Here is a 21,643-nt window from a genome sequence, read left to right as displayed (position 1 = left end):
GGCACCTGGCGGTCCTCTCTCCAGACGGTCAGTAGTTGACCTGGAGCTGGACGCGCGTCAGGTCGCCGCGCTGCTGCAGGTAGGGGGCGCGGGAGGACGTGCGGTCCGAGATCAAGTACGAGCCCGTGACCTCCAGCGCCTTGAGGATCTGCCACTCCACGCCCATCTCCAGCTCGCGCACGTCGTAGCGGGGGGCGTTCGTGTCGAACTTCTTGCCACCCTCGTAGATCGTCCCCCTCACGTAGGGAATGATCGACACGCCGAGCACATCGTCCAGCTTGTACATGAGCTGGGCATACCCGCCGCGCAGCCTGCGACTGGCGACGACCGTGGTGGCCTCTTCGCCCAGAGAGGGGCCCTGGCCCACGTTGTACTCGGCGGAGAAGCCGATCGGCTGGGGGTAGATGACCAGGCTCAGGTTGGCGCGGGCATCGACGAGGTTGTTCTCCCCACCCTGCAGCGCGTAGGGGTTGTCGGCGGTGGGAGACACCGCGACGTTGAAGCGGCCGTAGTACCCGCCGGCGCCCACCTCGACGAACTGCTTGCCGAAGAGGAAGGGCCACGTCACGCGGGCGACGGTGTGCAGGTTGTCGTTGCGCTCGGGGCGGTTGGCGGTCTGGCCGTTGTAGACGCCCAGGCCCACCACGCCGTAGTCGCCCGAGCCCTTCAGCCCGCTGTCGACCAGGTGCTTGAAGCGCTTGCGGATCTCCGACGGCGCCCAGTAGAGGAACACGCCCAGGTCCCGCTCGTCCTTGAGGGCGCTGTTGATGGCGTCATTGCGATCGAAGGCGAGCCGGTTCTGGCTCGACTGGAGGTTCTCGAAGCCGTACGGCACCTTGGACTGGCCCACGCGCAGCCGGAACTCCTTGCGCGAGTCCAGGAAGATGTCCGCGTACCAGTCGCGCATGATGGCGACGTTGTACTGATCGGAAATCGCCGAGGCGAAGTCAGGCTGCAGGTAGATGGAGACCCGGTCGTGGACGTCGCCATAGATGACGAGGCGCGCCCGCCGGATGCCAAAGCCGTTGTTCTTGCCCAGGAACCGGTCGCCCTGGTCGTTGATGAGGTCGTCGTTCTCGCGGAAGCTCGGCAGCCGGTTGTAACGGAACTGGGTGTAGCCCCGGATCTTGATCTTGTCGTACCAGGGCGTCTCCTTCTTCGCCGCCTCGCCGGGAGGCGGGGGGGCGACAGGCGCCTCGGGGGCGGCAGGAGCCTCGGGCGCCGCGGGAGTCTCAGGCGTCTCGGCCTGCTGGGCCTGCGCGAGGGGAGACAGGAGGAGGGTGGCGCCGGGCATCAGCGCGAGGAGGACGGAGCGGTAGGAAGAGTCGAGGATGGGCATGACAGGTCCCTGGCCCGGCGGAAGCGCTCCCGGGCTCAGATGTGGCGCACCCCGTACACAATCCTTTGCACAGCGACAACAAAGCGCCGGCGCTGTGGCGAAAGTGTCACACCGGGTCACGGCCCCGCCGCGAAAGTGTCACCAGAGCGTCACAAGCGGGCCGGTTTCCTCCCCGAGCACGGGTCCTGGTCAGTACCCGCGCTCCGCGGTGGTGCTGCCCAGGGCCTGGGCGCGGGAGACGAGCGTCACGAACTCCGTGCGCTCGGCCCGGCCCTCGGTGGCCCCTTCCGCCAGCGCGCGCGCCTGGGCGAGGCTCCAGCCCTGGGCGGCCGGGCTGGCGCGCAGGATGTCCGCAGTGGACGCCACGGCCAGCGCGAAGCGGAAGTCCGTGGAGGCTGCCTCCACCGAGGTGCGCACCAGGCTCCGCGGGAAGGGGAAGCTCTGCTCGGCGGCCTCGGTCCCGTTGGGGGCCTTGGCGCGGATGCGCACCGTGGCGAGGGAGGCCGCCTCACCCGTCAGCTCGACTTCATAGAGGGCGGTGACGGTGTGGCCCGCGCCAATCTCGCCCGCGTCCACCTTGTCGTTGCGGAAGTCCCGGTCCGCCACGTCGCGGTTCTCGTAGCCCACCAGGCGGTAGCGGCGGACGGCCTCCGGGTTGAACTCGACCTGGAACTTCACGTCCTTGGCAATGACTTCGAGGGTTCCCGTGAGCTGCGCCTCGAAGACCTTCTTGGCCTCCTGGAAGCTGTCCACGTAGAAGCAGTTGCCGTTGCCCTGGTCCGCCAGCCGCTCCATCAGGTCATCCCGGTAGTTGCCCATGCCGAAGCCGATGGTGGACAGGGTGACGCCCTCGGCGACGTACTTGCCGATGCCGCTGAGCATCGCGTTCGCGGACAGGTTGGGGCCGATGTTGGCATCTCCATCCGTGAGGACGATGACGCGGGAGACGGCGTGGGTGGAGGCCTTCTTGATGGCGTGGCGGTAGGCCAGCTCCATGCCCGAGCCCATGGCCGTGCCACCGCCGGACCGGAGCCCGTCGATGGCCGCGTGGATGCGCTGCACCTCGGTGGCGGGCGTAGGCGGCAGGACATCCTGGGTGGAGCCCGCGTAGGTGACGAGGGCCACCGTGTCGTTCTCGTTGAGGTTCTTCACCGCCACCTTCATGGCCTCCTTGGCCAGGGGCAGCTTGTCCTCGGACTGCATGGAGCCGCTGGTGTCCACCAGGAAGACGAGGTGCGCGGGCTTGCGCTGCGAGCGCGAGACGACCTTGCCCTGAACGCCCACGCGCAGGAAGTGGCGGCCCGCGGCGAAGGGGGACGGGGCTCCCTCCAGGTGGACGGTGAAGGCACCCTGGGCCGGAGGGGCATAGCGGTAGGAGAAGTAGTTGACGAACTCCTCGACGCGGATGGCCGCAGGCGGCGGAAGGCTGCCCTGATTCAGGTAGCGGCGGGCGAGCGTGTACGAGGCCGTGTCCACATCGGCCGCGAAGGTGGAGAGGGCATCCTCGCGGGTGACGGTGAAGGCATGGGGCTGCTGCGCTTCGAAGGTGTTGCCTCCCTCTCTGCGAGGCTCCGGCATGGGTTCGGCCGGGGCCTCGCGGGTCAGCATTTTCCCCTTCCTTTCCGCCTTCATGGGGGCCGGGGCGGCGGGGGGAGGGGGAGGAGGGGCAAAGGAGGGAGCCGCCTCGTCCTCCGCCAAGGTGTCCGCGCTCTTGGAGGCGGGGGCACTGCTCACCCGCTTGTCCTGAGGTGCCGCAACTTCATGCACCAGGGCGGTTTGCTCGGCGGGCCCTTTCGCGGAGAGACAGGAGGGCAAGAGGCTCAGGCCCAGGAAGGCACTTCCCCACAGGGACAGACGGTACAGGGTGGACGGTGACATGGCGCTCCAAGGCCGGTTCGAGAGGACGCCGATGGAACGCGCGGGAATTTCTTCCGGTTTAAAGCGCAGCCGGTTCAGCCCGGTGCCACCCCACGGCGCTCCACGTCATGGGAGCGAAGCCCCCGGAAGCCCAGCGCCTCGATGAACCGGAGGAAGTCCGGGGCCGTGAGGCTTCCGCCCGTGGCCTGGGCGTGACCGTTGGCGAACTCGCCACCCATGGGGGGCAGGTTCAGGCCACGCAGGAAGGCAATGAGGTCTTTCTCGGTCCGGCTGCGCAGGACGAAGTTCACCCGGTCCGGCAGATAGCCCGTGTTGGCCGCGATGACGATGTGCTCCGGAAGGCGCTGGGCCCAGCGCACCGCCACCAGGGGATGAATCTGCGCGCCGGAGCTGAACAGCAGGAGCGCCACGTTGCCCGCGAACCGCGGAGGCGTCTTCGCGCAGCGGCCCACCTCGCGTTGAACTTCCAGGCGGCAATCCCGAAAGGCCTCCACGCCAGGGATGCGTCCTTCCGAAATGTCGGAGGCATTTCCCGCCTGCATCAGCACGTCCAGCGCCAGGGGGGCGGCGAACTGCGAGGAGCGGCGTGCCGCGTTGAGCAGGGCCACGGCTTCCGTCACGGCCTTGCGGCCCGCCCGGCGCAGCGCGTCCTTGAGGCCAGGGATGGGGGCGCTGACCCCCAGGTCCGCGGCCGTCCCCATCACCGCCAGCCACTCCAGGGGCCCGGGAATGACCCAAGGCGAGACGAGCGCATAGGTCAGCAGGCTCGTGGGCGCCACGGGCTCATGGCCGTAGCCCGAGAGCACGTGTGCCCTCTCGGGAAACGCGGTGGCGGCGTGGTGGTCCACGATGAGCGAGGGCAGCTCCGGAACCACCGCGCCTGGACGGCTGCCCATGTCGAGCACGAGGAGCGCATCGGCCCGCACGCGGCGGAGCCGCTCTTGAAACGCGGGCGAGTGGGCGTGCTCTCCCTTGCCGGGAACCCGGATGGTGACACGGGCGCCCACGGCTTCGGCGGCTCGAACGGCCAGCACACAGGAAGACAGGCCATCCACATCCGTGTGGGGCGCGATGAGGACGTGCTTGCCCTTCTGGGCGCCCAGAAAATTGCGTGCTTCGGCCATCGCCTCCGCGGACGCGGGCCAATCAGACTCCCCAGTGTGTCCCAGCAGCATGAGACAACCTGTAGCGCCGGATGGCCTCGCGCGAGGAAAGGGGAGGGATGCCTGGCTGGCCCTCGGGCGGGCCTGGGCGCCGGTGCAACGTCTCCCTCGCGCAGCATCTTAAAGGCACATGAGTGCAAGCCCCTTCTACCGCCTGGGTTACGTCGCCAACTGTCTCACGCTGGACCTCGGGGCCAGCCACACATGCCGCTTGGCGAAGGCCACCCCCCGGCGGCTGTCCGAGCTCATCGAGCAGAACCTCGCGGAGCTGGAGCAGATCCTCCTGTTCAACGAACAGCGCGGCATCGAGCTCTTCCGGATTGGCTCCTCGCTCATCCCCTTCGCCTCGCACCCGGTGAACACGCTGCCCTGGTGGCGCACGTATGCCTCGACCTTCGATCGGCTGGGCCGCATTGCCCGCCGCTCGGGCCAGCGCCTGTCGCTGCACCCTTCGCCCGCGGGGGCCTCGTTGTCGTCGAGGCATCCGCACGTGCGGGAGGCGGCCATCGCCGAGCTGCGCTATGGCGCCCGGGTTCTGGACTTGCTGGGGCAGGGGCCCGAGGCGCGGGTCGTGCTCCACGTCGGCGGGGCCGCCCCCAGCCGGCCCGAGGCGCTGGAGAGCGCCCACCGCATGCTGGACACGATGCCGGAGGAGATCCGCAACCGCATCGTCCTGGAGCACGACGACAAGGTCTGGACGGCGCGCGAGGTTTATCCCCTGGCCCGTGAGCACGGCGTTCCGTTCCTCGCCGACAACCTGCACAACGCCGTGCTGCCCTCGCTTCCCGTGATGCCCCTGGACGAGCTGCTGCGCGCATCCGCCGCCTCGTGGCAGGCGCTGGGCCTGCGGCCCAAGTACCACCTGGCCAGCCAGAAGCAGGACGGCAGGCCGGGGGCCCATGCCGGCCAGATCGATCCGGCGGACTTCCGAGCCGTGCTCGACGCCATGGAATCCCCGGCGGATCTCATGCTGGAGGCGAAGGAGAAGGACCTCGCGCTTTTCGCATTGCGTCAGCAACCCGCACGCAGCGAGCGGGCCGGGGTGCTGGCGGGGGCCTCTCCCTGAGCGCGTGATGTTTCGGGGTGCCTTCGGCGGGCGGTTCTTCTAGCGTCGCCGCCATGATTCGATCCCCCTTCGTGTTGCCCCTTCTGCGCGCGGCCAGTGCGGCCGTGATGCTGCTGGCCCTGCCCTCGGTGGCCCAACAAGGCAAGGCCACGCCCGAGGAGGCCAAGCAGTTCGTCGACCGGCTCAATGCCGACCTCAAGCGGCTCTGGACGAAGCAGGCCACGGCCGAGTGGATCAAATCCACGTACATCACCGACGACACCGAGCGGAACGCGGCGTCGATCAACGAGGAAGTCCTCGCCTACCTGAACCAGGCCATCAAGGACTCCCGCCGCTTCGACGGGTTGAAGCTGGATCCGGACACGGCCCGGATGATCCACCTGCTCAAGGTGAACTCCGCCATCGCCGCGCCTGCCGAGGCCCAGAAGCGGGCCGATCTGGCCTCCAGCGCCGCCAAGCTCGAAGGCCTCTATGGCAAGGGCAAGTACTGCAAGAAGGACAAGGCCGGGAAGGAGACGTGCCGGGATCTCGGGCAGCTCTCGGACGTGATGGCCTCGAGCCGCAACTACGACGAGCTGCTGGATGCGTGGGTGGGGTGGCATGCCGTCGCTCCGCCCATGCGCCCGCTCTATGAGCGCTTCGTGACGCTGGGCAACGAGGGCGCCAAGGAGATCGGCTTCCCCAACATCGGCAACCTCTGGAAGTCCGCCTACGACATGCCGCCCGAGCAGTTCGAGCAGGAGACGCAGCGGCTCTGGCAGCAGGTGAAGCCGCTCTACGACGAGCTGCACTGCTACGTGCGCGCCCGCCTGGCGAAGAAGTACGGCGCGGACAAGGTGCCCGCGGGCAAGCCCATCCCGGCGCACCTGCTGGGCAACATGTGGGCGCAGGAGTGGAACAACATCTATCCGCTGGTGGAGCCCTACGCGGGCCAGGCCAACCTGGACGTGAGCGCGGCGCTCCAGAAGCAGCGCTATGACGCCAAGCGGATGGTGCAGCTGGGTGAGAAGTTCTTCACCTCGCTGGGGCTCAACCCGCTGCCGGCCACCTTCTGGGAGCGCTCGCAGTTCACCCAGCCGCGGGACCGGGACGTGGTGTGCCACGCGAGCGCCTGGGACGTGACGTACAACAACGACCTGCGCATCAAGATGTGCATCAAGCCGACCGAGGAGGACCTGGTCACCATCCACCACGAGCTCGGCCACGACTACTACTTCACCTATTACTACACGCTGCCGGTGCTCTATCAGTCGGGGGCCCACGACGGCTTCCACGAGGCCATCGGGGATGCCATCACCCTGTCCATCACCCCGGGCTATCTCCAGCAGGCGGGCCTGCTCAAGAGCGTGCCGCGCAATGAGAAGAACCTCATCAACCTCCAGCTCAAGGACGCACTGGAGAAGGTGGCCTTCCTGCCCTTCGGCCTGCTGATCGATCAGTGGCGCTGGGACGTGTTCGCTGGGAAGACCGCCCCGGCGGACTACAACAAGGCCTGGTGGGCGCTCCGGGAGAAGTACCAGGGCGTGGCCGCGCCGGTGGCCCGCAGCGAGCAGGACTTCGACCCGGGCGCCAAGTACCACGTGCCCGCCAACGTGCCGTATACCCGGTACTTCCTGGCCCGCATCCTCCAGTTCCAGTTCCACAAGGCGATGTGCGAGGCCGCGGGCCACCAGGGGCCGCTGCACGAGTGCTCTGTGTATGGGAACAAGGACGCTGGCAAGAAGCTCCAGGCCATGCTGGCGCTGGGCGCGAGCAAGCCCTGGCCCGAGGCGCTCCAGGCGATGACGGGGCAGCGGCAGATGGATGCAGCACCCCTGCTTGATTATTTCAATCCGCTCCGAAGCTGGCTCCAGGAGCAGAACAAGGGGCAGCAGTGCGGCTGGTAGTTTTCCCGTATGGACACCCTAAGGGGCGTTGCCTAAATTCTGGCTGTCTTATCGGGTGGTTGCTCGGAGGGCCGGACGTCGGATTTTCGCGTCCGTGAATAGGAAGAACGCGACATGGCTACTGGTACCGTGAAGTGGTTCAATGATGCGAAGGGCTTCGGTTTCATCACTCAGGACGGTGGGGGCGAGGACGTGTTCTGCCACCACTCCGCCATCAACATGGATGGCTTCCGCACCCTTCAAGAGGGGCAGAAGGTCGAGTTCGAAGTGACCCGTGGACCGAAGGGTCTGCAAGCCCAGAACGTGCGTTCGGCCTGAGCATCTGCCCATTCGCCGTTGCGTATGAGGGTCCAATCCGTGAGGGTTGGGCCCTCATCGCTTTCTGGAGTCTTCCACCTTGCGTCCGAACCTTCCCCACGCCGCCTTTCTGCTCCCCGTGCTGGTGGTCCTGGGCTGTGCCTCTCCCCGCCCGTCCTCCCCGCCACTGGCAGGCCCGTCCATGCCCCCCTCCGCCGCGCCCCATTCGTCTCCTGCCGCTACTGCCCGTAAGCCCGAGACCGTCGCCCTGAAGGCAGAGCTGGTGGCCAAGCACGGCGAGGCCCAGCGCGCGCGCATCGAGCGGGGCGTGGAGCAGGTGGCCGCGCAGTGGCGGGAGGAGGACGGGGACATGGCGGCCTTCGTCCGGGAGCAGTTCATCGCGGACCCGAAGCTGCTGGATGCCACCTTCGCCCGGATGGAGCGCCTCTTCGAGCAGCTGGAGGGGCACCTGAACGAGCTGGGCCGGGAGCTGCGGTGGGCCACGGACGTGGACCAGGGGCCCATGCTGCCCGTGGACCCGCTGTTCGCGGCGTATGACCCCGGGGCGCCCGTCACCGAGGACCTGTTCCGCGCGAAGGTGGGCTTCGTGGTGCTGCTCAACTTCCCGTTGACGACGCTCGCCGAGCGCGTCGCGCACGCCCAGGATTACACCCGCCGCCAGTGGGCCGAGGCCCGGCTCGCGGGCCGCTTCTACCGGCGCGTGCCCTCCGAGGTGCAGCAGGAGGTGTCCCGCGCGGGCGCTGCGGCGGACCTCTACATCTCCGAGTACAACGTCTGGATGCACCACCTGGTGAACGAGCGCGGCGAGCGGCTCTTTCCCAAGGGCCTGCGGCTCATCAGCCACTGGAACCTGCGCGACGAGCTGAAGGCGGACTATGCCGATGCCGCCCAGGGGATCGCCAAGCAGCGGATGATCGTCCAGGTGATGGAGCGCATCGTCACGCAGACGATTCCTGCGGCGGTCATCAACAACCCCCGGCTGGACTGGAACCCGTTCACCAACGCTGTCACGGTGGCGCCTGCCGGGACGGTGGAGGAGAACGCCCCGGTGGGAGGGGCTTCCGCCGAGGCCTCCCCCGAGCCCGACACGCGCTATGCGCGGCTGCTGGCCCACTTCCACGCCGCCCGCCGGGTGGACCCGTACGTGCCGGTGGCTCCGACGCAGCTCGCCCGTGCCTTCGAGGTGCAGCGCGAGCTTCCCGAGGCGCGGGTGAAGGCAGTCCTGGAGCAGGTGCTCACCTCGCCGCTGGTGCCCCGGGTGGCGCAGCTCATCGAGCAGCGGCTGGGGCGCAAGCTGGAGCCGCAGGACCTCTGGTTCAACGGCTTCCGGCCCGGCTCGTCGCGCTCGGAGACGGAGCTGGACCGGCTCACCCGGCAGCGCTACCCGACGGCGGACGCGTTCGCGAAGGACATCCCCCGGCTGCTGCGGGGGCTGGGGTTCTCGAAGGAGCGCGCGGCCTACCTCGCGGAGCGCATCCGGGTGGACCCGTCGCGCGGGGCGGGCCATGCCATGCAGGCGGCCCGGCGGGGCGACTTCCCCCACCTGCGCACGCGCGTGGAGAAGGAGGGGATGAACTACAAGGGCTACAACATCGCGGTCCACGAGCTGGGGCACAACGTGGAGCAGGTGTTCTCGCTCTATGACGTGGACCACACGCTGCTGGCGGGCGTGCCCAACAACGCCTTCACGGAGGCGCTGGCCTTCGTCTTCCAGGCCCGGGACATTGAGCTGCTGGGGCTGGGCAAGCCGGACGCCTCGGCCGAGCGGGAGCGGGTGCTCAACGACTTCTGGCAGACGTGGGAGATCGCCGGCGTGGCGCTGGTGGACATCGCCGTGTGGCACTGGATGTATGAGCATCCGGAGGCCACCCCGGCCCAGCTGCGCGAGGCCACGGCCACCATCGCCCGGGAGCACTGGGACCGGTACTACGCGCCCGTGCTGGGCGGGAAGGGCTCGCCGCTGCTGGGCATCTACAGCCACATGATTTCGTATCCGCTGTACCTGCCGGACTACCCCCTGGGCCACCTGATCGCCTTCCAGATCGAGGAGCACCTGCACAAGAAGGGGCCCCTGGGGGCGGAGTTCGAGCGGATGGCCCGCCAGGGCGCGGTGACGCCGGATGCGTGGATGGTGCACGCGACGGGCTCGCCGGTGAGCGCCGAGCCCTTGCTGCGTGCCACCGAGGCCGCGCTGGCGCGGTAGCTACCGCCGGGAGGTATCGCCCGGGATGCTGAGCAGCTCCACCTCGAACTCCAGCACGGCGTTCGGGGGGATCTTCGAGCCGGTGGGGGGGCGCTCGCCGTAAGCTGTCTTCGCGGGGCACGTGAGCTTCGCCTTCGTGCCCACCTTCATCTTCTGGACGCCCTCGGTCCAGCACTTGATGACCCCGTTGAGGGGGAACTCGGCGGGCTGGTTGCGCCGGATCGAGCTGTCGAACTCCTCGCCGCTCGGGAGCGTGCCCCGGTAATGGACGCTCACGGTGTCGGTGGCCTTGGGGCTGGGGCCGGAGCCCGCCTGCAGCTCCTTGTAGATGACGCCCGAGGGGAGCTTCACGGCGCCCTTCTCCTGGGCCGCCTTCTCCAGGAACAGCTCGCCCACCTTGGCCTGGCGAGAGCGCGCCAGCGTCTGCATCTTCGGCGCGTACTGGTCGATCTCCACGGCGGGCGCGCTTCCCGCGTTGCCCTCGGCGATGGCCCGCTGGAAGAGCTCGAACTCAGCCGCCGTCAGGGCGAAGCTCCCGAGCCCTTTGCCCATGGAGTACCCGAACGCGTAGATGGTCTTCGCGTCCTCCGACTCGAGCGCCTGGGCCTTGGGGGTGCCCTGGGCCTGGGCTGAGGAGGCCAGAAGGCCTGCGGCCATCGTCGCCAACATCGTCCATTTCATTCCGTCCACCTTTCACAAGAACCGCGAAACTATAGGGCGGCCCTGCACCCACACGGAGGCAGGTCTGTTTTCTTGCGGGGCCGCCATTTGCCTCTACCCTCGCTACAGCCTGATTCAACCTGGAAGCGGGCTGTAGCACGACCGGAGGAACAAGATGCGCGAGCAGCGGAAGTCGAAGCGGGCCCCCATCGACATCTACCTGAACAAGTACATGGGAGGCGTGCCTTACATGACCCGGGCCTCCGACATCAGCCAGGAGGGGCTGAGCCTCGCGCAGCTCATCGAGCCGAGCCACCATGCCAAGCGGGTGGGGCTCCAGTTCCAGCTTCCGGGTTCCGAGGAAGTCATCTACGCGGAGGGTGAAGTGGTCCGCGCGTGGGCCGAGCTGGACCGTTCCCAGCACGAGCGCTCCGGGGTGCGGTTCACGCTGCTGACCGATCGGCACCGCAAGATGATCGACGCCTACGTGAGCCAGCGGGAAGACCGGGGGAACTGAGCGGGTTCCTGCAGAAACGACGGAGGCCTTCTGTGAAGCGCGCACTGTGGGTGCTGGTCCTGGGAGTTCCCTGGATGGCGATGGGCCAGGCCCAGGAGGCGAAGTCCAAGGCTCCCGTGGCCGTCCTGGCCCCGGCGAAGGCGGCCGGAGCCGATTGGAAGGACGGGATTCTGCGCGCCACGGGCGCGGGAGCCCCGGACCTCAAGGCCTCCAACCTGGCGCAAGCGCGGCTGGGAGCGGAGCGCGCGGCGAAGGTGGATGCCGTCCGCAACCTGCTGCGGCAGCTCGAAGGGGTGCCCCTTCGAGCGGACCAGTCGGTGGGCCAGGCGTTGGCCCAGGAGGGCATGCGGGGCCGCGTCGAGGAGGTGCTCCGCGGCTTCAAGGTTTCCAACAAGCGCTATTACTCGGACGGCGGGGTGGAGCTGGACGTGGAGGTGCCCCTGCCAGCCCTCGCGGCGGTCCTGGTCTCCCCATCGGCCACGGACATCCCGGTGAACAAGCAGGGCCCGAAGACGTACACCGGCCTGGTGGTGGATGCGCGGGGGCTGGGCGCGAAGCCCGTTCTGGCGCCCCTGCTGCTGGACGCCACGGGCACCCCGGTCTACGGCCTGGATGCGCTGTCGCGCCGGACCCTCGCCGTGGCGGCCTACCCGGAGGGGTTGGACGAGGCCCGGAAGAGCCTCCTGGTGGGGACGAAGCCCCTGGTGGTGAAGGCGGTGCGGCTCCAAGGCACGGACCTGGTCCTGGCCGACGAGGCCCTGAAGCAACTCGCCGCGGCGGACGGCTCCTTCCTGGCCGAAGGCCGGGTGGCGATCGTCACGCGCTGAGCGGGGACTGGGTATGGGACTTCGGGAAGCCAGCGGAGTCCTGCTCGCCCTGGGGGTGATGGCCTGTGCCGCCCGCCCGGAGGAGCCGGGGGCCCTGGCCCAGGCCCGGAAGCTGATGCGCGATGCCGAGTCCCAGAAGGGAAACGTCATCTTGAAGTGCGATCTGCCCGAGGCGGAGGTCGTGCTCGATGGCGTCACCCAGGGGATTTGCAGCGACTTCCAGGGCGCTCCCCGGGGGCTGCAAGTGGGGCAGGGGCTGCACCACATCGAGGTGCGCATGGACGGCTACTGGCCCTACACCACCTACCTGGAGCCTCAGGGAGCACGGACCACCCTGAACGTCCGGCTTCAGTCCAAGGCAGGACCGGCGCCCTGAGCGCGTCACGGCCTGCCCACCGGGGCCTTCCCCCGCCGCTTGCCCACCCACACAGAGCCGCTTGCGATCCGACCCATCTGGTTGTCAGAAGGAGGGGAGATTCGACGGTTCCAGTGGGGTGAGTTCAGGTGACGCGGCTCGAAGCACTACAGGAGGAGATCACCCGGTGCCGGGCGTGCCCCCGGCTGGTGGCCTGGCGGGAGGAAGTGGCGCAAGTGAAGCGCCGGGCGTTCCTGGACTGGAACTACTGGGGCCGGGCGGTTCCAGGCTTCGGGGATCCCCGAGCCCGGCTGCTCATCGTGGGGTTGGCTCCCGCGGCCCATGGCGCCAACCGGACGGGCCGGTTCTTCACCGGGGACCGCTCGGGCGACTTCCTCATGGCGGGCCTGTACCGGGCGGGGTTCGCGAACCAGCCCCTGAGCCAGCACTCGGGGGACGGCTTGAAGCTGCTCGGGGCCTACATCACCGCGGCGGCCCGGTGCGCCCCTCCCGAGAACAAGCCCCAGCCGGACGAGCTGGCCCGCTGTGCCCCCTTCATCGACCGGGAGCTGGCCCTCCTGCCCACGCGGGTGTTCCTGGCGCTGGGGGCCATCGCATGGAACGCCACCCTGACCGTCCTGGCGCGCACCGGGGTGGTGTTCCCCAAGCCCCGGCCGGTTTTCGCCCACGGGGCGGAGCTGGCGCTGCCGGGCGGCCGCACCCTCGTGGGCTGCTACCACGTCAGCCAGCAGAACACGCAGACGGGGCTGCTCACCCCGGCCATGTTCGACGCGGTGATGGTCCGGATCCGGAGCTTGGTGGAGGCAGAGCCCCCGTGAGTGCGGAGGGGCGAGGGAAGATCCGGGAGGTTGGTCGTGTTTCCTTGACAGCCGTGGGAGCCCACTGCTAATTCCCGCCGCGCTTTTCAGGCACGGGTCGTTAGCTCAGCGGTAGAGCACTACCTTGACACGGTAGGGGTCAGTGGTTCGATCCCACTACGACCCATCCCAGAGGAAGTCTCACAGCGGGCGGCAAGGCTTCGAGGAAGCCTGCCGCCCGTGGCATTTCGAGGTCTCGCGTATGTCCGACATCATCACGGTGACGCTCCCCGATGGCAGCCAGAAGCAGACGGCCCGGGGCACCAGCATCGCGGACTTCGTGCGGGAGGGGATTGGCGCCGGTCTGGCCAAGGCGGCCCTCTTCGCGCGCGTCAACGGCCAGGACATGGACCTGGCCCGTCCGCTGACCGAGGACGCGAAGCTCCAGATCTTCACCACGAAGAACGCCGAGGCGTTGGAGCTCATCCGCCACGACGCCGCGCACCTGGTGGCCAGCGCCGTGCAGCGCCTGTTTCCGGGCACCCAGGTGACGATCGGCCCTGCGACGGAGGAGGGCTTCTACTACGACTTCTTCCGCGAGAAGCCCTTCACCCCCGAGGACCTGGAGAAGATCGAGGCCGAGGCCAACGCCGAGATCGCCCGGAACCAGCCCTTCGTCCGCAAGGAAGTCTCCATGGACGAGGCGGTGCGCCTCTTCGAGGAGAAGGGCGAGAAGTTCAAGGTCGAGATCATCCAGGACATCGCCGCCAAGGGCGCGAAGACGCTGACGCTCTACAGCCACGGGGACTGGGTGGACTTCTGCCTAGGGCCCCACGGCCCGAGCACCGGCCGCGTGGGCGTCATCAAGATCCTGTCCTCCAGCGGAGCCTACTGGCGCGGCGACCACCGCAACCCGATGCTCCAGCGCATCTACGGCACGGCCTTCTTGGACAAGAAGGCCCTGCAGGAGTACCTGACGCGCATCGAGGAGTCGAAGAAGCGCGACCACCGCAAGCTGGGCAAGGAACTGGACCTGTTCCACTTCCACCCGTACGCGCCGGGCTCCGCGTTCTGGTCCCCCAAGGGCACCACGCTCTACCAGACCCTCTCGCAGTGGATGCGGCGGCTCACGGCAGATGCCGGGTACGTCGAGATCAAAACCCCCCTGATGTACAACAAGGGGCTCTGGGAGACGAGCGGCCACTGGGGCAAGTACAAGGAGAACATGTTCCTGGTGCTCGACAACGAGTCCGGCGAGCACGACTTCTCCCTCAAGCCGATGAACTGCCCGTCGCACCACCTGTACTTCGGGTTCAAGCGGCACAGCTACCGGGACTTGCCGCTGCGGCTGCACACCCAGGATGTGCTCCACCGCAACGAGGCGGCGGGCTCGCTCGGCGGCCTCACCCGCGTGCGGCAGTTCGCCCAGGACGATGCGCACATCTACTGCACGGATGAGCAAGTAGGCGATGAAGTGCGCCGCTTCGTGAAGCTGCTGGACCACGTCTACAACTCGGTGGGCCTGAAGTACTCGGCCAAGTTCTCCACCCGGCCGGAGCAGCGGCTGGGAGAGGACGCGCTGTGGGACCGGGCGGAGACGGCGCTGGAGGGCGTGCTCAAGACGCTCGAGGTGCCCTACGAGGTGAAGCCCGGGGAAGGGGCCTTCTACGGCCCGAAGATCGACTTCGACGTGTCCGACAGCATCGGCCGCAAGTGGCAGCTGGGCACCATGCAGCTCGACTACCTGGCTGCCCAGCGCTTCGACCTGAAGTACATTGGCGAGGACAATGCCGAGCACCGCCCGGTGGTCCTCCACCGCGCCATCTTCGGCTCATTCGAGCGCTTCATCGCCATCCTGATCGAGCACTTCGCGGGGGCCTTCCCCGCGTGGCTCGCGCCCATCCAGGCGGTGCTGGTGACCGTGGCGGATCGCCAGCTGGACTACGCCCGGAAGGTCCGGGACGAGCTGCGCGCCAAGGGCTTCCGGGTGGAACTGGACGAGCGCGGCCAGTCCATGAACGCCAAGATTCGCGAGTGGCAGATCCAGAAGCTGCCGTTCACCCTGGTCATTGGCGACAACGAAGTGGAATCCGGGAGCGTGGCCCCGCGGCGCTACGGGGGCGAGGACCTCAAGAGCATGAAGCTGGAGGACTTCGAGGCCCTCCTGCGCAAGGAAGCGGCGCTTCCTTGACATGTCGGCCGAGGTCAGGAAGCCGCTGACCTCCCTTGACTCCCTGTAGTAGAAAAGTATCTTGCGCCCCCTGGAGGGGGAAAGGCCCGCCAAACTCCCGTTTTCGGAGGATGCTCCCATCGTACGCGACCAAAGAACGAATCGCCGCATCCGTGCTCGCGAGGTCCGTGTCGTAGGATCGGCTGGTGAGCAGCTCGGTGTCCTTTCGATCGAAGCAGCCCTGGAGCGCGCTCAGTCCGAGGGGATGGACCTCGTCGAGGTCAACCCCATGGCGAAGCCGCCGGTCTGCAAGATCATGGACTACGGCAAGTTCAAGTACGAAGAGAAGAAGAAGGCCTCGGAAGCCAAGAAGAAGCAGGTCGTGGTCCACCTCAAAGAGGTGAAGCTCCGGCCGAAGACGGAAGAGCACGACTACGAGTTCAAGGTTCGCAACGTCAAACGGTTCCTGGAAGAGGGGAACAAGGCCAAGGTCACCATCGTGTTCCGCGGCCGTGAGATCACGCACAAGCAGCTGGGCAGCGCGATCCTGGATGACGTCAACAAGGATTTGAAGGAAGTCGCCGTGGTCGAGCAGGCGCCCCGCATGGAAGGGCGCCAGATGTTCATGATCCTCTCGCCCAATCCGAAGGTAGCGCAGCGGGCCCGGGATCTGGCAAGACAGCAGGCGGAGGCTCAGGCCAAGGCCGAGGCTCAGGCGCAGAAGAAGCAAGAAGGGGGCGGGAAGGTCGAAGGGGGCAAGCCGGAGGGCGGCAAGGAAGAGGCCCGGCCGGCGGGCAAGCCCGTGGAGGTGCCTCCGGCCTCGGCGGTGCCCCCCGTGGGGCAGGTGTCCGGGGCTGCGGCAACGGGCGGAACGAAGTAGAAGGCTTTGGCTGCTGGCTTCGGCTACCGGCCTTGAACAGAAGGCCGAGGGCTGGAAAGCCACCGGCATGACATGAAGGAAGGATTGGGACGATGCCCAAGTTGAAGACTCGCAGCAGCGCGAAGAAGCGGTTGCAGGTGAAGAAGAGCGGCAAGGTGAAGCACGGCAAGGCCTACGGCAAGCACCTCTTCACCCACGGGAAGACCCCGGCCCAGAAGCGCCGCAACCGCGGAACGGGTCACCTTCGCGACATGGATGCCAAGAAGGTCATCAAGGAAATGTTCCCCTACGGGGCGAACTAGTTCGAACCCCTAACCCAGGGCACTGGCGGAGCGGCGTGAGGCCTGCGCTGCGGGGCCCTCTGCAAAGAAGTCGAGGAGTGTGTCATGCGCGTCAAGAAGGGCTTCAAGGCCCGTCGCCGTCGTAATCGGATTTTGAAGCTGGCCAAGGGCTACCGCGGCCGCCGGAAGAACTGCTACAAGCGCGCCAACCAGGCCGTGGAGCGGGCGCTCGACTACGCCACCCGTGACCGCGCGGTGCGCAAGCGCAACTTCCGCTCGCTGTGGATCGTCCGCATCAACGCGGCCGCCCGCGGCATGGGGCTGTCCTACTCGAAGCTGATCGCCGGCCTGGCCAAGGCGAAGATCTCCCTGGACCGCAAGGTGCTGGCCGACATGGCCGTCGCGGATCCCGCGGGCTTTACCGCCGTCGCCAACATCGCGAAGGCGGCCTGACGGCACCGGCCCTGGGGCCGGTGAACAGAGCGTCGGGGGGCCCCGTGAAGGGGCTTCTCGTGCTGGAAACGGTTACACGGGCTGCCTCGCAAGGGCAGCCCTTTTTTTTGTCCCACCAGCAGGGTGCGTGGGCAGGGGAGTGAAGTCATGCGAGACCGCTTGCAGACCCTCGCGGACGCGGCGCGGCGGGACATCACCGTGGCCTCCGAGGTGTCCGCCGTCGAGGCGCTGAGGATCCGCTATCTGGGCAAGAAGGGAGAGCTGTCGGGCGTGCTCGGGGGCATGGGCAAGCTGCCTCCCGAGGAGCGCAAGGCGCTCGGCGAGGTGGCCAACCAGGTCAAGGCGGAGATCGAAAAGCTCCTGGCGGACGCCCTGCGGCGCGCCGAGGAGGCCGCCCTGGAGGCCGAGCTGAAGGGGCCCCGGCTGGATGTGACGCTGCCCGGCCGCGCGGTGACGCCCGGCAGCCGCCACCCGGTGTCGCGGACGATGGAGGAGATTGTCCGCACGTTCGCCCGGCTCGGGTTCGAGGTGGCCGTGGGTCCGGAGATCGAACTGGACTACTTCAACTTCGAGGCGCTCAACCTCCCGAAGGATCACCCTGCGCGGGACATGCAGGACACCTTCTACGTGGACGAGGCCACGCTGGGGCACGTGCGCAAGGCGGAGAGCCCCGTGCTGCTGCGCACCCATACCTCGCCGGTCCAGGTGCGCCACATGCTGGGGCGCAAGCCGCCGGTCCGCGTGGTGGTGCCCGGCCGGGTGTACCGGCGGGACTCGGACATCACCCACACGCCCATGTTCCACCAGGTGGAGGGGCTGCTGGTGGACAAGGACGTGAGCTTCGCGGAGCTGAAGGGCACGCTGGATGCCTTCGTGAAGGCGTTCTTCGGCTCGGAGACGCGCACGCGCTTCCGCCCGTCCTTCTTCCCATTCACCGAGCCCTCGGCGGAGGTGGACATCTCCTGCACCTCGTGCGGCGGGAAGGGCTGCCGGGTGTGCAAGATGACCGGCTGGCTGGAGGTGCTGGGCAGCGGCATGGTGCACCCCAACGTCTTCACCTCCAGCGGGTACGATCCACAAGAGGTGACGGGCTATGCCTTCGGCATGGGCGTCGAGCGCATCGCCATGCTGCGCTACCGCATCGACGACCTGCGCATGATGTTCGAGAACGACGCGCGCTTCCTCGAACAGTTCTGAGCGATGGTCCAGCGCATCCACGGAACCCAGTGAGACGTCCGGAAGAGGATTGACCTGTGAAGATTTCGGTGAAGTGGCTCGGCGATTACGTGGCGCTGCCCGCGGCGGATGTGCTGGCGCGCAAGCTGACCGCGGCGGGGCTGGAGATCGAAGGGCTGGAGCGGCCGGGTGAGGCGCTCCAGGGCGTGGTGGTGGGCCAGATTCGCGAGTCCGTGCAGCACCCCAACGCGGACAAGCTGTCGGTGACCCAGGTGGACGCCGGGGGCCCGCAGCTGCTGCAGGTGGTGTGCGGCGCGAAGAACTTCAAGGTGGGCGACAAGGTGCCCCTGGCCACCGTGGGAACCAAGCTCCCCAACGGCGTGGAGATCAAGCAGGCCGCGCTCCGGGGCGTGGACAGCCATGGGATGCTCTGCTCCTCGAAGGAGCTGGGGCTCTCCGAGGAGTCCTCCGGGTTGCTCATCCTCCCGGCGGAGCTGAAGCCCGGGACGCCCATCGCCTCCGCGCTGGGGATGGACGACGTGGTGCTGGAGGTGAACGTCACCCCGAACCGGCCCGATGCGCTCTCGCACCTGGGTGTGGCGCGCGAGGTGGGCGTGGTGACGGGCGTGGCGTTCCGTCCTCCGGAGCCGAAGCCCGCCGAGTCGGGCCGGGCCGCAGCGGAGCAGGTGAAGGTGCGCATCGAGGATCCGGTGCGCTGCCCGCGCTATGCCGCGCGGGTGGTCGAGAACGTCACCATTCAGCCCTCGCCCCCGTGGATGCAGGACCGGCTGAAGGCCTGTGGCGTGCGGGCCATCAACAACGTGGTGGACGTGACCAACTACGTCAACCTCGAGTACGGCCAGCCGCTGCACGCGTTTGATCTCGACAAGGTGGCCGGGCAGGAGATCGTCGTGCGCTGTGCCCGCCCGGGCGAGAAGCTCCGCACGCTGGATGGCAAGGAGCGCACGCTCGATGCGGACGACCTGGCCATCTGCGACCGGGACCGGGCGCAGGCCATCGCCGGGGTGATGGGCGGCGCGGACAGCGAGGTGACCGCGGGCACGAAGCGCATCGTGCTGGAGTCCGCGAACTTCCAGGCCTCCAGCGTGCGCCGCTCGTCCAAGCGCCATGGGCTGCACACCGAGGCGTCGCATCGCTTCGAGCGTGGGGCGGACCTCGATGCCGTGGGCCCCGCCCTTGACCGGGCCGCGCAGCTCATCGCGGAGCTGTCTGGCGGCACCGTGGCCCCAGGCCGCGTGGACATGTACCCCGGCCAGAAGCCCGCCCGGCGGGTGACGCTGCGCTTCGCCCGGGTGGAGAAGGTGCTGGGCACGGCGGTTCCGGAGGGCGAGTGCCGCCGGATCCTCGCCGCGCTGGGCTTCCAGGGGGTGGAGGAGGGGACGGGGCAGGCCACCTTCGAGGTGCCCCGGGCCCGGGTGGACGTGGAGCGTGAGGAGGATCTCCTGGAGGAGATCGCCCGGGTGTTCGGCTACGACAACATCCCGGCCCGGTTGCCCCGGGGCGTGGCGGAGCTGGCCCCCGAGCCGTCTCAGGCCGAAGCGGAGCGGCGCCTGCGTCAGGCGCTCTCCGGCGCGGGGCTGAACGAGGTGGTGAACTACTCGTTCGTGGCCCCCCGGAACCTGGAGGCGCTGGGAGGCAAGGACGCGCCCGTGGCGCTCATCAACCCGCTCAGTGTGGAGCAGTCGGTGATGCGCACCAGCCTGTTGCCCGGGCTGCTGGAGAACCTCTCCCGCAGCGTGCGGCACCAGGTGGAGCGCGTGGCCATCCACGAGACGGGCCGGGCCTACTTCCGCGATCCGGAAGGCGGCCAGGGCCAGCGCCCGGCCACCCGCGAGGTGCCTCGCGTGGCCGGACTGGTCTGGGGCCTGCGCTCCGGGCGGAACTGGACGCAGAAGGACGCCCGGATGGACTTCTACGACGCCAAGGGCGCCGTGGAGGCGGTGCTGCACGGCCTGCGCGTTGTGGGCGCCCGCTTCGAGCCCGCCGAGGCTCCAGCCTGGCACCCACGGGCCTGCGCCCAGGTGGCGCTGGCGGACGGGACGGTGCTCGGGCATGTGGGAGAGCTCCACCCGCGCGTGACGAAGGCCCTGGAGCTGCCCCAGGGGGTGTTCGCCTTCGAACTGGACACGGCCCCGCTGTACGCCGCGGCCCAGCTCGAGCCCGCCTACCATGCGCTGCCGCGCTTCCCGGCGGTGCTGCGGGACCTGGCCGTGGTGGTGCCCGCGGAGCTGCGCAACGACGAGGTCCGCCGCGTCATCCTCGAGGTGGGCGGGGCGCTGGTGGAGGATGCCCTCATCTTCGACGTGTACACGGGCAAGCCCATCCCCGAGGGGAAGAAGAACCTGGCCTACGCCATCCGCTACCGCTCGCAGGAGCGCACGCTCACCGATGGGGAGGTGGGGGAGGCGCACCAGCGCATCATCGCCGAGGTGAACCAGCGGCTGGGAGGCGCCCTGCGCGCCTGAATTCCTGAATGAAGTCAGGAGGTTGACACGCCTCGGGGAAGGCTGTCAGCATCCGCTCCTTTCTTTGCCGGAAAAGGGTTTCCGAGGGACCGTATGACGAAGGCGGACATCATCGAGGGCGTCTACGAGAAGGTCGGCTTCTCCAAGAAGGAGTCGGCGGAGATCGTCGAGCTCGTCTTCGACACCCTGAAGGAAACGCTGGAGCGCGGGGACAAGATCAAGATCTCCGGGTTTGGCAACTTCCAGGTGCGCCAGAAGAAGGCGCGCGTGGGCCGCAACCCGCAGACGGGCAAGGAGATCGAGATCTCGGCCCGCCGGGTGCTGACCTTCCGGCCGAGCCAGGTGCTCAAGAGCGCCCTCAATGGCGAGGCCCCCCCGGAGAACCACGCGGAGATCGACGCCCGGGAAGAGGAGAACGACGAGAACGAGGATTTTGACTCGGAGGACATGGATTCCGAGGACATGGACGGTGAAGGGGCCGAGGGCGGGAAGTACTAGCCCCCGGGCCCGGTTTTTCTGACGGCCGCATGCGGCTCTTGCTTGACGCTGGCGTCATGGAGGGGCATAAGGGCGGCCCGTTTCACGGCAGCAGCAGTGCCGGGGCGTAGCGCAGCCTGGTAGCGCACTTGCTTGGGGTGCAAGTGGTCGCAGGTTCAAATCCTGTCGCCCCGACCATCGAAGGCCCTGGAGTTTCCGGAGCAATCCGGTGACTCCAGGGCCTTCACCTTTTGGGCTCCGGGACTCCAGCCGCAAGCGGAGCGGGCTCGGTGCCAGCAGCAAGCAGAGCCTCGGTGAGGCCCGTAACGGTGGGCCCGAACGCGAGCTGGTTGAGTCCCTTGCGCATGTCCTCCACGTCGAGGTGGCCGTACACCTCCGAGGTGATGGCCGGGTCCGAGTGGCGGAGGATGCGCTGCATGGTGGCCAGCGGGACACCCGCCTTGAGCAGCAGAGTTGCGGCTGAGCGAGTTACTCCAGAAAGCGAAGGATGCCTACACGCAGCTGCGCCGCGAGGTTGACGACATCCTGGGACATCGACCTCGTCTGGGCGCAGGCTCTGCGCGACGCCTGTCAGAAGGCGGGCGTCCCGTACTTTCTCAAGCAACTCGGCGCCAGGGTCCAAGACGGCACCTCCGTGCTCGAATTGCGAGACGGGCACGGCGGCGACTG

Annotated in this window: 20 protein-coding genes and 2 tRNA genes; 17 read left to right on the top strand and 5 right to left on the bottom strand. The window is 68.1% G+C overall.

Going from position 1 to position 21,643, the window contains the following annotated elements; genetic code table 11:
- Positions 1 to 28 precede the first annotated feature (28 nt).
- From KY661_RS06000 to KY661_RS05990, 3 genes are all read right to left on the bottom strand, one after another.
- Positions 29 to 1,339 (bottom strand): porin, encoded by a 1,311-nt coding sequence (locus KY661_RS06000; protein WP_225409290.1) that lies wholly within the window; start codon positions 1,337 to 1,339, stop codon positions 29 to 31.
- Positions 1,340 to 1,528: 189 nt separating this feature from the next.
- A complete protein-coding gene (locus KY661_RS05995; protein WP_225409289.1) occupies positions 1,529 to 3,217 on the bottom strand; it encodes a vWA domain-containing protein in 1,689 nt (562 codons plus the stop codon).
- A gap of 74 nt (positions 3,218 to 3,291) precedes the next feature.
- Entirely contained in the window at positions 3,292 to 4,341 is a 1,050-nt protein-coding gene (locus KY661_RS05990) for a DHH family phosphoesterase (RefSeq protein WP_225409288.1), read from the bottom strand.
- Between the two features lie 169 nt (positions 4,342 to 4,510).
- Here KY661_RS05990 and uvsE point away from each other — a divergent pair, with 169 nt between their 5' ends.
- From uvsE to KY661_RS05970, 4 genes are all read left to right on the top strand, one after another.
- The gene (gene uvsE / locus KY661_RS05985; protein WP_225409287.1) at positions 4,511 to 5,446 is read left to right on the top strand and encodes a UV DNA damage repair endonuclease UvsE; all 936 of its coding nucleotides are present in this window, start codon (positions 4,511 to 4,513) and stop codon (positions 5,444 to 5,446) included.
- 107 nt (positions 5,447 to 5,553) lie between these two features.
- Entirely contained in the window at positions 5,554 to 7,332 is a 1,779-nt protein-coding gene (locus tag KY661_RS05980; RefSeq protein WP_225409488.1) for a M2 family metallopeptidase, read from the top strand.
- Positions 7,333 to 7,446: 114 nt separating this feature from the next.
- Positions 7,447 to 7,650 (top strand): cold-shock protein, encoded by a 204-nt coding sequence (locus KY661_RS05975; RefSeq protein WP_225409286.1) that lies wholly within the window; start codon positions 7,447 to 7,449, stop codon positions 7,648 to 7,650.
- A gap of 181 nt (positions 7,651 to 7,831) precedes the next feature.
- Positions 7,832 to 9,853, top strand: a complete 2,022-nt coding sequence (locus KY661_RS05970; protein ID WP_398577155.1) for a hypothetical protein — start codon at positions 7,832 to 7,834, stop codon at positions 9,851 to 9,853.
- Here the strand turns inward: KY661_RS05970 and KY661_RS05965 are convergent, their stop codons facing one another.
- Entirely contained in the window at positions 9,854 to 10,534 is a 681-nt protein-coding gene (locus KY661_RS05965; RefSeq protein ID WP_225409284.1) for an FKBP-type peptidyl-prolyl cis-trans isomerase, read from the bottom strand.
- A gap of 154 nt (positions 10,535 to 10,688) precedes the next feature.
- Between KY661_RS05965 and KY661_RS05960 the strand changes: the two genes are divergently transcribed.
- The 13 genes from KY661_RS05960 to KY661_RS05900 all read left to right on the top strand — a co-directional run bounded on the left by KY661_RS05960 (position 10,689) and on the right by KY661_RS05900 (position 21,151).
- The gene (locus KY661_RS05960) at positions 10,689 to 11,030 is read left to right on the top strand and encodes a PilZ domain-containing protein (RefSeq protein WP_075011069.1); all 342 of its coding nucleotides are present in this window, start codon (positions 10,689 to 10,691) and stop codon (positions 11,028 to 11,030) included.
- A 32-nt stretch (positions 11,031 to 11,062) separates the two neighbouring features.
- Complete coding sequence (locus KY661_RS05955; protein ID WP_225409283.1) at positions 11,063 to 11,857, top strand: hypothetical protein; 795 nt, start codon at positions 11,063 to 11,065, stop codon at positions 11,855 to 11,857.
- Positions 11,858 to 11,870: 13 nt separating this feature from the next.
- Positions 11,871 to 12,233, top strand: a complete 363-nt coding sequence (locus KY661_RS05950) for a PEGA domain-containing protein (RefSeq protein WP_225409282.1) — start codon at positions 11,871 to 11,873, stop codon at positions 12,231 to 12,233.
- 128 nt (positions 12,234 to 12,361) lie between these two features.
- Positions 12,362 to 13,051, top strand: a complete 690-nt coding sequence (locus tag KY661_RS05945; RefSeq protein WP_225409281.1) for a uracil-DNA glycosylase — start codon at positions 12,362 to 12,364, stop codon at positions 13,049 to 13,051.
- Positions 13,052 to 13,145: 94 nt separating this feature from the next.
- A tRNA-Val gene (locus KY661_RS05940) sits at positions 13,146 to 13,217 on the top strand.
- Positions 13,218 to 13,292: 75 nt separating this feature from the next.
- Positions 13,293 to 15,221, top strand: coding sequence for a threonine--tRNA ligase (thrS, locus tag KY661_RS05935; RefSeq protein WP_225409280.1), 1,929 nt, complete (start codon positions 13,293 to 13,295; stop codon positions 15,219 to 15,221).
- Positions 15,222 to 15,282: 61 nt separating this feature from the next.
- The gene (gene infC, locus KY661_RS37885) at positions 15,283 to 16,080 is read left to right on the top strand and encodes a translation initiation factor IF-3 (RefSeq protein ID WP_450097568.1); all 798 of its coding nucleotides are present in this window, start codon (positions 15,283 to 15,285) and stop codon (positions 16,078 to 16,080) included.
- A 92-nt stretch (positions 16,081 to 16,172) separates the two neighbouring features.
- Positions 16,173 to 16,382, top strand: a complete 210-nt coding sequence (gene rpmI / locus KY661_RS05925; RefSeq protein ID WP_075011063.1) for a 50S ribosomal protein L35 — start codon at positions 16,173 to 16,175, stop codon at positions 16,380 to 16,382.
- An 84-nt stretch (positions 16,383 to 16,466) separates the two neighbouring features.
- Positions 16,467 to 16,814 (top strand): 50S ribosomal protein L20, encoded by a 348-nt coding sequence (gene rplT, locus KY661_RS05920; RefSeq protein ID WP_075011062.1) that lies wholly within the window; start codon positions 16,467 to 16,469, stop codon positions 16,812 to 16,814.
- A gap of 147 nt (positions 16,815 to 16,961) precedes the next feature.
- Positions 16,962 to 18,011, top strand: coding sequence for a phenylalanine--tRNA ligase subunit alpha (pheS, locus tag KY661_RS05915; protein WP_225409279.1), 1,050 nt, complete (start codon positions 16,962 to 16,964; stop codon positions 18,009 to 18,011).
- A 56-nt stretch (positions 18,012 to 18,067) separates the two neighbouring features.
- Positions 18,068 to 20,476 carry a phenylalanine--tRNA ligase subunit beta gene (pheT, locus tag KY661_RS05910; RefSeq protein ID WP_225409278.1) on the top strand — a complete coding sequence of 803 codons (2,409 nt, stop codon included), beginning with the start codon at positions 18,068 to 18,070 and terminating at the stop codon, positions 20,474 to 20,476.
- Between the two features lie 93 nt (positions 20,477 to 20,569).
- Positions 20,570 to 20,974 (top strand): integration host factor subunit alpha, encoded by a 405-nt coding sequence (locus tag KY661_RS05905; protein WP_093515483.1) that lies wholly within the window; start codon positions 20,570 to 20,572, stop codon positions 20,972 to 20,974.
- Between the two features lie 100 nt (positions 20,975 to 21,074).
- A tRNA-Pro gene (locus tag KY661_RS05900) sits at positions 21,075 to 21,151 on the top strand.
- A 46-nt stretch (positions 21,152 to 21,197) separates the two neighbouring features.
- On the opposite strand, the gene KY661_RS05895 is transcribed toward KY661_RS05900, so the two are convergent.
- Positions 21,198 to 21,392, bottom strand: coding sequence for a nucleotide exchange factor GrpE (locus KY661_RS05895; RefSeq protein WP_225409277.1), 195 nt, complete (start codon positions 21,390 to 21,392; stop codon positions 21,198 to 21,200).
- Positions 21,393 to 21,643: the final 251 nt, after the last annotated feature.

Origin of the sequence: Allostigmatella hybrida, assembly GCF_020103775.1 — a bacterium.
GTDB lineage: Bacteria > Myxococcota > Myxococcia > Myxococcales > Myxococcaceae > Hyalangium > Hyalangium aurantiaca.
Note: the sequence above shows the minus strand (reverse complement) of the source record. Positions and strands in the feature narration are given on the sequence as shown.